At 63.9% G+C, this 13,055-nt stretch carries 16 protein-coding genes; 13 read left to right on the top strand and 3 right to left on the bottom strand.

The window, feature by feature from the left end; all coding sequences use genetic code 11:
* Positions 1-21: 21 nt before the first annotated feature.
* Both ACEN9N_RS11710 and ACEN9N_RS11715 read right to left on the bottom strand, forming a co-directional pair.
* On the bottom strand, positions 22-1,428 hold the full coding sequence (locus ACEN9N_RS11710) for a heavy metal sensor histidine kinase (RefSeq protein ID WP_495656111.1): 1,407 nt from the start codon (positions 1,426-1,428) through the stop codon (positions 22-24).
* Positions 1,425-2,108: a heavy metal response regulator transcription factor gene (locus tag ACEN9N_RS11715; RefSeq protein ID WP_495656374.1), complete on the bottom strand. Its 684-nt coding sequence runs from the start codon at positions 2,106-2,108 to the stop codon at positions 1,425-1,427. The genes ACEN9N_RS11710 and ACEN9N_RS11715 overlap by 4 nt, the downstream gene beginning before the upstream one ends.
* A 190-nt stretch (positions 2,109-2,298) precedes the next feature.
* Here ACEN9N_RS11715 and ACEN9N_RS11720 point away from each other — a divergent pair, with 190 nt between their 5' ends.
* From ACEN9N_RS11720 to ACEN9N_RS11765, 10 genes are all read left to right on the top strand, one after another.
* Positions 2,299-2,586, top strand: coding sequence for a hypothetical protein (locus ACEN9N_RS11720; RefSeq protein ID WP_007828410.1), 288 nt, complete (start codon positions 2,299-2,301; stop codon positions 2,584-2,586).
* 58 nt (positions 2,587-2,644) lie between these two features.
* Positions 2,645-3,079 carry a hypothetical protein gene (locus tag ACEN9N_RS11725; RefSeq protein WP_007828408.1) on the top strand — a complete coding sequence of 145 codons (435 nt, stop codon included), beginning with the start codon at positions 2,645-2,647 and terminating at the stop codon, positions 3,077-3,079.
* Positions 3,080-3,195: 116 nt separating this feature from the next.
* Complete coding sequence (locus ACEN9N_RS11730; protein ID WP_157632097.1) at positions 3,196-3,567, top strand: hypothetical protein; 372 nt, start codon at positions 3,196-3,198, stop codon at positions 3,565-3,567.
* Positions 3,564-4,988 (top strand): TolC family protein, encoded by a 1,425-nt coding sequence (locus ACEN9N_RS11735; protein WP_413331441.1) that lies wholly within the window; start codon positions 3,564-3,566, stop codon positions 4,986-4,988. Before ACEN9N_RS11730 ends, ACEN9N_RS11735 begins: the two co-directional genes overlap by 4 nt.
* Before the next feature lie 31 nt (positions 4,989-5,019).
* Positions 5,020-6,435, top strand: a complete 1,416-nt coding sequence (locus ACEN9N_RS11740) for a multicopper oxidase family protein (RefSeq protein ID WP_007828403.1) — start codon at positions 5,020-5,022, stop codon at positions 6,433-6,435.
* A 47-nt stretch (positions 6,436-6,482) separates the two neighbouring features.
* Positions 6,483-6,974, top strand: coding sequence for a cupredoxin domain-containing protein (locus tag ACEN9N_RS11745; protein WP_495656112.1), 492 nt, complete (start codon positions 6,483-6,485; stop codon positions 6,972-6,974).
* 74 nt (positions 6,975-7,048) lie between these two features.
* Positions 7,049-7,417, top strand: a complete 369-nt coding sequence (locus ACEN9N_RS11750) for a copper-binding protein (RefSeq protein ID WP_495656113.1) — start codon at positions 7,049-7,051, stop codon at positions 7,415-7,417.
* Between the two features lie 126 nt (positions 7,418-7,543).
* Positions 7,544-7,864: a hypothetical protein gene (locus ACEN9N_RS11755; RefSeq protein WP_478180264.1), complete on the top strand. Its 321-nt coding sequence runs from the start codon at positions 7,544-7,546 to the stop codon at positions 7,862-7,864.
* A 63-nt stretch (positions 7,865-7,927) separates the two neighbouring features.
* Entirely contained in the window at positions 7,928-8,587 is a 660-nt protein-coding gene (locus ACEN9N_RS11760) for a c-type cytochrome (RefSeq protein ID WP_495656114.1), read from the top strand.
* A 539-nt stretch (positions 8,588-9,126) separates the two neighbouring features.
* Positions 9,127-9,318 (top strand): heavy-metal-associated domain-containing protein, encoded by a 192-nt coding sequence (locus ACEN9N_RS11765; RefSeq protein ID WP_007828393.1) that lies wholly within the window; start codon positions 9,127-9,129, stop codon positions 9,316-9,318.
* A 43-nt stretch (positions 9,319-9,361) separates the two neighbouring features.
* On the opposite strand, the gene ACEN9N_RS11770 is transcribed toward ACEN9N_RS11765, so the two are convergent.
* The gene (locus ACEN9N_RS11770; protein WP_495656115.1) at positions 9,362-10,297 is read right to left on the bottom strand and encodes a LysR substrate-binding domain-containing protein; all 936 of its coding nucleotides are present in this window, start codon (positions 10,295-10,297) and stop codon (positions 9,362-9,364) included.
* A 96-nt stretch (positions 10,298-10,393) separates the two neighbouring features.
* Between ACEN9N_RS11770 and ACEN9N_RS11775 the strand changes: the two genes are divergently transcribed.
* The 3 genes from ACEN9N_RS11775 to ACEN9N_RS11785 are packed head-to-tail and all read left to right on the top strand — an operon-like array spanning position 10,394 to position 12,998.
* Entirely contained in the window at positions 10,394-10,846 is a 453-nt protein-coding gene (locus ACEN9N_RS11775) for a hypothetical protein (RefSeq protein WP_495656116.1), read from the top strand.
* 33 nt (positions 10,847-10,879) lie between these two features.
* On the top strand, positions 10,880-12,049 hold the full coding sequence (locus ACEN9N_RS11780) for a trans-sulfuration enzyme family protein (protein ID WP_495656117.1): 1,170 nt from the start codon (positions 10,880-10,882) through the stop codon (positions 12,047-12,049).
* 22 nt (positions 12,050-12,071) lie between these two features.
* Complete coding sequence (locus ACEN9N_RS11785) at positions 12,072-12,998, top strand: transporter substrate-binding domain-containing protein (RefSeq protein WP_495656118.1); 927 nt, start codon at positions 12,072-12,074, stop codon at positions 12,996-12,998.
* Positions 12,999-13,055: the final 57 nt, after the last annotated feature.

Raw genomic sequence — 13,055 nt, forward strand, 5'->3', positions numbered from 1 at the left:
CGACGCGGTAAGCAAGGCGTATCAGCCTTCCGGCGTCATGGAAAAGCTGATCTCGGTGACGCCGGATCGGGATGTGGCGCGGGTCTGGCCTCCATGCATTCGCGCGATCGCGGCCACTATTGCCAGGCCGAGTCCGTGGTGCTCCGACGAATCGGTGCGAGACCGTTCCGCCCGAAAGAAGCGCTTGAAAAGATTAGGCAACACATCAGCGGAGACCGGCTCGCCCCGGTTGGCAACCTTGATCCAGGCGCCATCGGGTTGCATGTCGATAGCAACCGCGATCGTGGAGCCGGGCGTCGCATACCGGCTAGCGTTGCTCAGCAGGTTCGACAATGCCCGACGCACCAGTGCGGCGTCGACGCCAATAGTCGCATCGCCGCTGACATGCACCTTCAGTCCGACGTCTTCCAGCGTGGCCTCATGAAAGTCCAGCACCGTGCGCACCTGGTCGGCCAGGCTGACCGGGGCCGAGCGGCGTGCAACCGCCCCACGGTCCGCGTGGGACAAAAAGAGCATGTCGATCACGATCGCAGAGACGCGCCTTGCTTCTTCGAGTGCCGACAGCAGGGCATCGCGTAGTTCCTCGACCGATCTGGGCCGCGCCAGTTCCACCTCCACCATCCCGATCAGGTTGGCCAGCGGCGTGCGCAGTTCGTGCGCGACATCCGCGTTGAACGATTCCAGCTGCTGATAGGCCTGTTCGGCCCGGTCGAGCACTGCGTTGAACTGCGCGACCCAAGGGGTGATTTCGGAGGCATACGGGGAGGGATCGATACGCCGTCCGGGGTGTGCCGGTCCCGTGGCTGCGGTCTGCCGAATCAGCTTCTTCAAGGGTTTCAGGCCCCGGCGCACCAGCAGCGCACCGGTCAGGGCGATCATTGCGGACCCCAGCACGACCGCGCCGACCAGCGTCCAGGCAAGCCGACTCAGGAGCCGGGAGTCTTCCTGGATGTCGATGCCGAGCTGCAGTTGCATGGTGGCCTCACCCGGCTGTGCCGGATGCTCTTCTGTCGGCTTCCACAGCCAGCGCGCGGATGCCCGGGTGGGCGTGGTCGAGTAGATGGTCTCGTCGCCGCGGCGAAGCACCAGGCTGATCTCGGCATGCGTGAGGAAGAAATCGTCCAGCTTGTGACGCAACCCGTCCGTCCCTGTATCGCCCCGCGACTCCTGGATCAGATGCCTGATCAGTTCGGACTGGCGCTCGAACTCGCTGGCCTGCTTGACTTGAAAGCTCCACGCCGTGACGGCGTAGATCGCCACGCAGACGAGGCTGAGGCCGATCAAGGCCTGCGCCGCAAACCAGCGAGACAGCGCGGCCTGGATGGAGCCTGTGCTCTCGGTGTTGGAGGCCGCATCGGTTGCCGCCGACTTGACAGCCACGGGGTCGGCTACGGCGCTGGACTCTCCGATGGTTTCGATGGCGTTCACGATCCGCTGCCCTGCCGGCTCTCCAGCACATACCCCATGCCGCGCACCGTGTGCAGCAACTTCTCTTCGAAAGGATCGTCGATCTTGCTGCGCAGCCGCCGGATGGCCACTTCCACCAGGTTGGTGTCGCTGTCGAAATTCATGTCCCACACCTGCTCAGCCAACTGCGTGCGCGACAGCACGTTGCCCTGGCGGCGCATGAGCAGGGTCAACAGCGCGAACTCCTTGGCGGTCAACTCGAGCCGATGTCCGTTGCGCGAGGCCTTGCGCGCAACCACATCGAGGCGCAGGTCCTTGAGCACGTAGTTCGACACCTCGTGCAACTTGCCGCGACGCAGGAGGGCCTGCATTCGGGCGAGCAATTCGGAGAAGGCGAACGGCTTGGCAAGATAGTCGTCCGCACCGCTTTGGAGTCCGCGCACCCGATCGGTTACTTCGTCACGCGCTGTCAGCATCAGCACCGGCATCGATCTGGATTTGCGCACTGCATCCAGCACCGCAAAGCCGTCGATGCCAGGAAGCATCACGTCGAGAACCAGAAGGTCGTAGTCCCCATCGAGCGCAAGGCTGCGTCCCTCGATACCGGTGCGCGCGAGGTCGACCACGAAGCCGCTCTCGGTGAGTCCCTTCACGAGGTAATCGCCGAGCTTGTGTTCGTCTTCGATGACCAGTATGCGCATCGCCAAATGGTACGGCGCGAGGTCTCGTGCGTGGATTACTTCTTTGTAATCCAAGTGATGGGTGATTGGCGGACTGGCTTCCTAGAGTGCTTGCATGCCGGTCGACAGGCTGGCACCGCCGGCTCGGTTGTCGATCCAGGCGAGTTCAGTGCAGCTCACGAAATTGAGCCAACCGTTGAAGGAGACCATCATGAAGAACCGTCAAATCCTTTCGTTCGCACTCGCCGCAGGCGTGGGCGGCGCGTTCGTCGCACCGCTCGCGGCCTACGCGGAAGGTTCCTCTCACTTCGCGCCGAACGAAGCCGGCGTGGTCTACCACCCGGCCGAGGCCGGCGCCGCCAAGACCGATGCCCAGGTGGCGGCCGAACTGGAAGCCGCGCAGAAGCAGCCCAACTGGGACGCCGCGGCAAGGCTCGGTGCGCCCCTGCCAGCGCCCAAGGCCGACACGAGCAAGGCTCGTGCGCAGGCGCAACCCTGAGGGTTGTGCGCAGAACTGGATATACGCACGGGCCACCTGACACACCGCTCCAACCAGAATGCTGCGCATGTATCGGGTTCGCCTGTTCGTTCTCTGGATCGTGATGTTCGCCGTGCCCTTTCAGGGGTACGCGGCGGCAGCCATGGTCTTTTGCGGACCCGGACATGCCGGTGCGATGGCCGACATGTCTGTCGAGCTGTCCGGGGGGCATGACCATGCCCGGTCTCCGCATGCCGACGGGCGCAGCGACCATCACCACGAGGCGGCACAGGCCGCCAAGCCACCGGCGAAAGACGGCACCGACAAGACCGCAAGTGCGGAGCCTGACACGATGCACAAGTGCGGCACGTGCGGCGCGTGCCATGCCACGGCGCTGACCAGCACGTTGGACCTGGCCGTCTTCCACGATCTTCCGCACGCCGATCTGGTGGAGCCGGCCATCACGATGGTCACGCTCGCGCCGCGCGTACTCGACAAGCCTCCTCGCGCCTAACGCGTTCGTGCGCCTGTGACTCGCGTCACGGGCCGCCGCGGACGCTCATGCATCGCCTGCGTCATGCCCTTTCGGGCAGCTCGCACGCAATCCGTTCATGAACTTGCGAGAACCCCATGTTCCATTCATCGTCAGCCCGTTGGCTGGCTGTTTTCCCCGCTATGGTGGCACTGGCCGCCGTGGCCCAGCCTGCGCCCACGCCACCTCCCGCACCTACATCTGCTGGCTCGGCCGCGACCGCGGCACCGCCGCCAGTCCTGACCTTTAAATCCGCGCTCGAAGGCTATCAATCCTTTGCTGACGAAAAGCCCATCCCCTGGAAGGAGGCCAACGAGACGGTCTACCGCCGCGGTGGCTGGCAAGCCTACGCCAAGGAGGCGTCGGGCACCGGCACGGCTGAGGCCGAATCGCCCAAGGGCGCAGCCGCTGCACCTGCCACGCAGCCAGGCCATTCCATGCCTATGCCTGCGAAGAAGGAGAAGCCATGAAGCGCGCCTTGCGTTTGACGGCCATCGCCGTCGCAGCCGCATTTCTGGCCGGGTGCGCCTCGGTCGATATCGACGACGCCCTGAAGGACACGAACACCAATGCCAAGCAGTTCACCGGCGGCAAGCTCGAACTCAGCCGGACCCAGGAGCAGCGTGATCGCCGCTCTGCGTTGACGCAGGAACTGCTGGCCAAGCCGCTGTCGCAGAACGATGCGGTGCAACTCGCCCTGGCCAACAGTCCCTCCGTCCAGGCCCTGATTGCCCAGAGCTGGGGCGACATTGCTGCCGCAAACCAGAGCAGCCGGCTGCCCAACCCGATCTTCACGTTCGAGCGCATGCGCCTGAACAGCGAACTCGAGCTCGGACGTCTGTTGTCCTTCGGGCTGGTGGACCTCATCTTGCTGCCGCAGCGCTTGTCGATCTCGAAGAGCCAGGCCAACCAGGCCAATGTCCAGCTGACAGGCGCCGTGGTCGACCAGGTCACCCAGGTCAGACAGACCTGGGTCCGTGCCGTCGCCGCACAGCAATCGTTGCAGTACGCGGAGCAGGTCAACAAGTCAGCCCAGGCCAGCGCCGAGCTCGCACGCCGGATGCAGCTCATCGGCAACTTCAGCAAGCTCCAGCGCGCGCGCCAGCAGGTGTTCCATGCAGACGCAACCACTCAGCTCGCCTCCGCGCAGCACGCCATGACGGCCGCGCGCGAGGAACTGATCCGTGTCCTGGGACTGGACGATGCCCAGGCCGCCAAGCTGACCTTGCCCGAGCGTTTGCCCGACCTGCCGAAGGCACCTCGCGAGGCGAAGGAAGTCGCAGCCACTGCGACGGAGCAGCGTCTCGATGTCCAGCTCGCCCGCGCCCAGCTGGATGTGGCAGGCAAGTCGCAGGGCATCAACCTGCTGTCGACCTTCATCGACGTCGAAGTGGGTGGTCGTCGCGACACAGTGTTCGACAACGCGGAGGGCACCAAGAGCACCCGGCGTGGCTTCGAGCTCGACATCCGGTTGCCGCTGTTCGACTGGGGTTCTGCGCAACGCGATGCATTGAACGCTCAGTCCCTGGCCGCGGCCAACCGATATGACGCCACCGTGCGCGGCGCTTCTTCGCAGTTGCGCGAAGGCTACTCGGCCTACCGCACGGCCTACGACATCGCGCGGCACTACCGCGACGAGATCGTGCCGCTGCGCCAGGCCATGGCCGACGAAAACGTGCTTCGCTACAACGGCATGCTGATCGGCGTCTTCGAACTGCTGGCCGAAGCGCGCGACCAGATCTCCAGCGTGACCAACGCCATCAACGCCCAGCAGCAGTTCTGGCTGGCCGACGCCGCCCTCGCGGCTTCCGTGATGGGCAAGCCCACGTCCATGGGCGCCGCGACGGCCAGCTCGGGTGGCGAAGGCGCCTCCACTGGCGCCGCCCACTAGTGCCCCCGGGCTCATCAACGATTTGAACGACATGACCAACAGACGCAATTTCCTGAGCGGTGCCGGTGCCATCACGGGCGCCATTGCAACCGCGAGCGTGAGCAAGGTGGCCATGGCCGCCTTGCCCGAGCCTGTGCTCCAGACGACGCCCAACACCATGCCTCCGCTGATGCCCTCGAGCGGACGCCCCTACAACCCCGTGGTCACGCTCAACGGCTGGACCCTGCCCTGGCGCATGAACAATGGCGTGAAGGAGTTCCACCTGGTGGCCGAGCCCGTGGTGCGCGAGATGGCGCCGGGCTTCAAGGCCAATCTGTGGGGCTACAACGGCCAGTCGCCCGGCCCCACCATCGAAGTGGTGGAAGGCGACCGGGTGCGGATCTTCGTGACCAACAAGCTGCCCGAGCACACCAGCGTGCACTGGCACGGCCAGCGCCTGCCCAACGGCATGGATGGGGTCGCAGGCCTGAACCAGCCGCCGATCCGTCCGGGCAAGACCTTCGTCTACGAATTCGTGGCGCGCCGTCCCGGCACCTTCATGTACCACCCGCACGCGGACGAGATGACGCAGATGGCGATGGGAATGATGGGTTTCTGGGTGACGCATCCGAAGGCCGAGCATCCGCTGATCGAGAAGGTCGACCGCGACTTCGTGTTCCTGCTCAACGCCTACGACGTGGAGCCCGGCAGCGCCACGCCCAAGATCATGACGATGCTGGACTTCAACCTGTGGTCCTGGAACAGCCGGATCTTCCCCGGTATCGACTCGCTCAACGTCAGGCTCAACGACAAGGTGCGCATCCGCATCGGCAACCTGACGATGACAAACCACCCGATCCACCTGCATGGGCACGAGTTCCTGGTCACGGGCACCGATGGGGGACCGACACCCAAGAGTTCCAGGCAGTACGAGGTGACCACGGACGTGGCGGTCGGCCAGATGCGCCAGATCGATTTCCTGGCCGACGAAGAAGGCGACTGGGCCTTCCATTGCCACAAGAGCCATCACACGATGAACGCCATGGGCCACGACGTGCCGACCATGATCGGCCTGGACCACAAGGACGTCGCCAAGCAGATCTCGAACCTGGTGCCGGACTACATGGTCATGGGCGAGCGCGGCATGGCGGACATGGCCGAGATGGAAATGCCGATCCCGGACAACACCGCGCGAATGATGACGGGCGAAGGCCCGTTCGGCTCGGTCGAGATGGGCGGCATGTTCAGTGTGGTCAAGGTGCGCAAAAACCAGAAGGCCGGTGACTACTCCAATCCCGGCTGGTTCAAGCACCCCAAAGGCACGGTCGCCTACGAACTGGACGGCCCGCCGCCGGAAACCCCGCGCCAGCGCGGCGCCGGCGCAGCCGCGATGCCCGCTCGGAACATGCCCGCCAAGAACATCGAAGTTCAGATCCGCAAGCCCGCCAGCGGTCATTCCGGCCACTGACATTTTTTCCACTCCCCTCAAACCTTCCAACCTCTCAAAGGAAAACCATGAAACACACCTTCCGCAACACCACTCTCGCTGCACTGCTCGCACTGGCCGCCGCCGGCGCTTCGGCGTCGGGCACCCATGCCGGTGGCCACGGCCACGATGCCGACGAGGCGATCGGCAAGCCCGGCGTGGCCACCAAGGCGACGCGCACCATCAACGTCGACATGACCGACAGCATGCGCTTCACGCCGGCCAACATCAGCGTCAAGCAAGGTGAGACCGTGCGCTTTGTCATCAAGAACTCCGGCCAGCTCAAGCACGAACTCGTGATCGGGACGGAGAAGGAGCTCAAGGAGCACTACGAAGTCATGAAGAAGAACCCGGAGATGGAGCACTCCGATCCGAACATGGTGACGCTGGCCGCGGGCAGGAGCGGCGAGATCGTCTGGCAGTTCACCCAGGCCGGAAAGGTCGACTTCGCTTGCCTGCAGCCGGGCCACTACGACGCCGGCATGAAGGGCGCCGTGAACGTGACCAAGACCGGGAAGTAAGCGCCAAACGCCCGCCGCGGGCCTCTATCGGGACGCGGCGGGCTTCAATTTCATTCATATCCAAGGAGATTCTCATGTCGAACATTCGCATCGCACTCTTGGCATTCGTTGCCGCACTCTCGTTCGCTGGCACGGCCAGCGCGCAATCTTCCAAGTCCGACATGCCGGGCATGTCCGAGAAGGCACCGGCCGCCGGCGCAGCGGATGCTGCCGCGGCGTCGGATCTCACCGAAGGCGAGATCCGCAAGGTGGACAAGGACAACAAGAAGCTCACGATCAAGCACGGCCCGCTCAAGAACCTGGACATGCCTGACATGACGATGGTGTTCGGGGTCAAGGACGACGCCATGCTCGACAAGGTCGAGACCGGCGTCAAGGTCCGCTTCCAGGCGGAAAAGATCGACGGAAAGATCATGGTCACGAAGATCGAATCAGCTCGCTGAGCGCATCTTCACCAGGCGCTGTGCAGGAATGACATCTGGCTCGACGCAGGTTCCCTGCACTGTTTCGAGGACGCACGCCCGAACGATCTGCTCCACCGGTGCGAAAGACTGCCACGGCATATCCTGTTGAACAAGTCGCGCCTCTGCGATGGTGAGGACTACGTGACGACCCAGAATATTGGGGCCGGCTGCTTCTCACCGATGCACGTCTACAACCGTGGCAGCTTCATCGAAGAGATTGAATTGCAGGAAGACGGCCGGCGCCGACGAACTTGCCGGACAGCGCTTCGCGATCCTGGTCGATCGCTCCACGGGCAGCGCCACGCGCACGTCGTGATGCTGAATCCGGCGACATCCGCCGAGTTGGGCGACATCGTTTCGGCCAACGTCGACAGGTGCGGCACAGCCATTCGCGTGTTGTCGCATGCACAAGTGCCACCCGGCTGACTCGGCCTGCGCACGATCTCCGGCCATCTTTGCAGCCAGCCTCCCCCCAAACCTGAGCACCCCATGAAATTGTTCGCGCCTCTTTTGCTAGCCGCTCTGGGCGGATTGTCCTCCGGCTTTTCTTTCGCGGCCGATCCTGCCCTGCCAGCGCCGATCGACAGAGTCTCCGCCAAATCGGCAAAACCCGACATTGCGAACGGCGAAGTCGTCTTCAATGGCAAGTCATGCGCCGCGTGCCACAGCGGGGATGGAAACTCGGCTATCCCCGCCAATCCCAAGCTGGCCCAGCAGCATCCTGAGTACCTGCTCAAGCAACTGCAGGAGTTCAAATCCGGCAAGAGAAAAAGCGCAGTCATGAGCGGCATGGCGGCGACGCTCTCCGAGCAGGAAATGCGCGACGTCGCCTGGTTCCTGGGCTCCAAGCCCATCAAGCCGGGGTTTGCGAAGGACAAGGATCTGGTGGCGTTGGGCGAGAAGATCTATCGCGGCGGCGTCGGGGACCGCAGTGTGCCGGCCTGCGCGGGCTGTCACAGCCCCAACGGGGCGGGCATCCCGATCCAGTACCCCCGACTGGGCGGACAACACGCCGAATACATCGCCGCGCAGCTGACCGCGTTTCGCGATGGAGGGCGACTCAACAGCGTGCCCATGAGCGGCGTTGCAGCGAAGCTCAACGATCGCGAGATCAAGGCTGTGTCCGATTACATCGCGGGGCTTCATTGAATGACGCCATGCGTCCAGAGCTGCCCTCGCCTCAGGAGGTAGGCATGTATGTGACGGGACGATGGGTTTCAACCAATGTTGTCGGCACGATGTTCGTCGCCTGGCTCGTTGGAGTTGTCATCTTCGTGGCCGCCATCGTGTGGCAGCGCCGGAAGCATCGAAAGAGAGACCCCGCTGGCGACAAACACCAGGGCTCAACTCGCTTGAGTGGTTCGAGGAAAGCCAAGCGCCGTCGGCGGGGCGTTCGATGACCGCCGAATCCTGGTAGCGCGAGCGTCTGACAGACATCGCGTCCGCCGCCGGCCAGTCTTAGAGGCCCGGCGGCGTCCTTGTCCGTATGCATTCAGCCCCCCTTGCGTCTGCCTCGCAGAGACAAGTCTCGAGGACGCTGACCAACTGTTCCTGCGATTCGCTTCGCCCGGCCTCTTGAAAAGCCTGAATGCAAGAAACCACGCCGTTGAAGGATTTGATGCCAGTCACTTGACCTTCACACGATGTCAAGCCTGAAACTGGAACCACTTTCAATCAAGGAGTCTCTCATGCAAGAGTTCGTCATCCAGTCAATGTCCTGCGGTGGCTGCGCGAGCCGGATCGCCCAGGCCGTCAAGAATCTGGACGCCGCAGCGAAGATCGAAGTCGACCTGCCGACCAAGACGGTACGCGTCGACAGCGCCGAAGACCGCGCATCTGTGATCGCGGCCCTGACGGAAGCCGGCTACCCGCCGAAGTGATCCGCCACGCACGGGACATCGGCCTCAATCGGCTGTAGTGGCGCTATGCGGCGCGGGGTTTGAGGAGATTCGCGAGGGCCTTCTGGTCTTCGGCCAACTGGATGCGCATGAGCTGAAGCACTCGCAGGGCGAGGCCGGACAGCGGCTGCCCAGGGGGAAGCACCAACACCCCCGCGAAGGAGACTTCCAGGGACAGCGGACGGATGGCCAGACCGCGTTGAGCGTATTCCATTGCGGTGACCGGATTGACGAACCCGATGCCCATCCCGCTCAAGGCCATCTCGCACACGCTCGCCGCGTAGGGGGTCTCGACCAGCACGCTCAACCCGACGTTGCACTCCGCCAAGGCGCGTTCCAGACGTCGCCGGGATGCGTCCTCGGGGTTGAGTGCAAGGAATGGCTCTTCCGCGAGCTGATGCGGCTGGATGGCCCTGGCCTTGGTCAGGCGGTGCTTCGCATGCATTACCACTACACCCGGGAAGCGCGCGAACTCGGAGTGCTCCAGGCCTGTCGTCGGCATCTCGTCGGCCATCAGCCCGAAGTCGACCTGCCGCCCCAGCACGGCCTCGTGCACCTCCCGCGAGCTGAGCACCTGCAGCGAAATCTGCGGCCGGGCGTCGCTGTCGCGGCGCTCGGCCACCAGCCGGGACAGAACCCGCGGGACGAAGGTCAGGCCGAAGGCCGGATAGACCGCCATGCGCAGCGTGTTGACGCCAAAGCGCTTGAGGCTGCGCATGCGGTGCTCGATGCTGCTGAGACCCACGAAGACGCGCTCGACCTCGACCAGCAAGGCATGCGCTTCGGGCGTGGGCTGCAGCCGACCCCGCAGCCTGCGAAACAGCGGGAATCCCGCCGCTTCCTCGAGCCTGCGCAACGACTGGCTGATGGCGGGCTGCGTGACGCCCAGGAGCGCGGCCGCCTTGCTCGCGGAGCCAACGGACATCACGGAACGGAACACCTCGATCTCTCGGAGCAACATATAACAACCGCTTATGGAGAAAGAATTTCGAGCGCGAATCAGATTATCCCTGTCGTCCTAGAGTTGGCGTCTTCAGCCACCTTCCGGAGAAGCGACATGAAACTTCAAACAGTTCTTGCAATGACCGTCCTCGCATGTGCCGCACCTGCGTGGGCGCACGATTTTTCCGGCGACATCGCCAGGTTCCAGACCATCGCCGCCACCAAAAATCCCGATAGTCAGCAGGCGCTGGCCGCGAAGCTCGCGCTGGAGCGTGCGCAGGGCGAGATGGAGCAGTCGGACGTGAAGATGGTGTTGCGCATCCGCTCGATGACCAACGCCGGCCTGCGCGCCATCGGCGAACAACCGGCCTTCCTCACCAGCGAGTACAAGCGCCTGGAGGCGGCACTGGCCAATCCGAAGACCAACGACCCGGCCAAGATCGCCGCGGCCAAGGAAACCTTCGCCCGTCTGTCGGTGGAGATGAAGGTCTACACCGATCTCGAGAACATGGCCGTCGACCAGATGAAGCAGGCGCTGCAGCTCATCGAATCCGCACCTGTCAACTGATCGCACGTCCAACGAACAGCCCCGTCTTCCATCGTGAACTCTTCCATCCCCAATCTTGGCACCTCTCCTCGCGGTGCATTCGCCAGCCTGGTCCCGCCGGTGTGGCGTGCCTCCACCGTCGTCTTCGATTCACTCGACGATTTCGTGAATCGCCGCACCCGTCTGCCGGATGGCTTCAGCTACGGCACCACGGGCACGCCGACGCAGCGCGCCCTGGAGACACGCATCGCCGAACTGGACGGCGCCGCACATTGCGTCGTCTTTCCCTCCGGGCAGGCGGCGATCTGCAGCGCGCTCCTGGCGTTGCTCAAGAAGGGTGATCACCTGCTGATGACCGACGCCGCCTACGGCCTGGCCAAGTCCTTCGCCGTCGAGCGGCTGCAAGCGCTCGGCATCGAGGTCGAGTTCTATCCGCCGCGGATCGGTGCGGACATCGAACGCCTGGTGCGTCCGAACACGCGCCTCATCTGGCTGGAGTCCCCCGGCACGGTGACGATGGAAGTGGAAGACGTGCCGGCGATCACCGCCGTGGCGCGTGCCCGTGGCGTACTGACCGCCATCGACAACACCTGGGCCAGTCCGCTGGGATTCGCGGCCTTGGCACGTGGTGTCGACCTGTGCATTCACGCCTGCACCAAGTACATGGGCGGCCATTCGGACGTGTTGATGGGCAGCATCGCGACCAACGACGAAGGCCTGTACAAGTCCTTGCGCGGACTCCAGTCGCAGATGGGACTGGCCGTGAGCCCGGAGGACTGCTTCCTGGTTGCCCGAGGTCTGGACACGATGCAGGTGCGCATGGAGCGCCAGGCGACCAGCGCTCAGTTGATCGCCGAGCGGCTCGCAGCGCATCGCCTGGTGCGCCGGATGCTCTTTCCCGCGCTGCCCGGCGCGCCGGACCATGCGCTCTGGGCGCGTGACTTCAAGCAGTCCGGCTGCGTGTTGTCGCTGCAGCTGCTGGACGGCCCCTACGACGCTTACCGGGCGCTGTTCGGGAATCTGAAGCTGATCTCCATCGGCGCCAGCTGGGGAGGTGTGCGCAGCATCGCTGCTTTCTATCCGGCGGAAGAGCTGGCCAAGCGCAATTTCTGCGACGTCCAAGGCCCTGTCATCCGTCTGTCGATCGGCCTGGACGATCCCCAAGCGCTGCTTGACGAGTTGCAAGGCGCCTTGCGCGCCTGCGAAACGAGTTTCAACCTCTGATTCACGCCATCTGGAGCCCGCGATGACCCTCAAGCCGACCTTTCACACTGCGTTGATTCGCTCCTTTCTCGCCGTAACAGGCCTCGCGCTGTGCGCCGGTGTCGCCGCGCAAACCGCGCCGCCGCTGGAGGGCACGCTCAAGAAGATCAAGGACACCGGGACGATCACGGTGGCCACGCGAGGCGCTTCCATCCCGTTCAACTACCTGGATGACAACAACAAGCAGGCGGGCTTTGCCTGGGAGATCGCGCAGCGCGTGGTCGACCAGGCGAAGAAGGACCTCAAGCTTGCGAAATTGGACGTCAAGGCCCTGGAAGTCACGCCGCAGACGCGCATTCCGCTGGTGGCCAACCAGACCGTCGATCTGGAGTGCAGCTCGACGACGAACAACGCGGAGCGGCAGAACCAGGTGTCGTTCTCGACGACGTTCTTCGTCGTTGGCGCACGGCTGCTGGTGCGCAAGAATTCCGGCATCAAGCACTGGTCCGACCTTGTCGGCAAGAACGTCGTGGTCAGTGCGGGCACCACCGCGGAACGCATGCTGCGGCAGCTCAACGAGAAGAACAAGTGGGGCATCAACATCGTCCTGGCCAAGGACATCAACGAGAACTTCCTGACCGTGGAGACGGGGCGCGCAGTGGCAGCGACGCAGGACGACATCATTCTCTTCAGCAACATCGCTCGCGCCAGGAACCCGGCGGATTGGGAAGTGGTCGGTGTGCCGCAGCAAAAGGAAGCCTATGGCTGCATGCTGCGCAAGGGAGACGTCGCCTTCAAGAAGCTCGTCGACGGCGTGATCACCGGAATGATGCGCTCCGGCGAATTCGCCTCGCTGTACGAGAAGTACTTCCTGAAGCCCATCGCGGTGAAGGGCAGCGTGACGGTCAACTTCCCGATGTCGCCCGACATGCAGGAACTCCTGCGTCACCCGAACGACCAGCCGCTGTAAGGCGCCGAACGCCACAAGTTCGACCACCGCTTCACGAACCGTCTCCAAGCACTTTCA

This window comes from Variovorax sp. Varisp46, assembly GCF_059491885.1.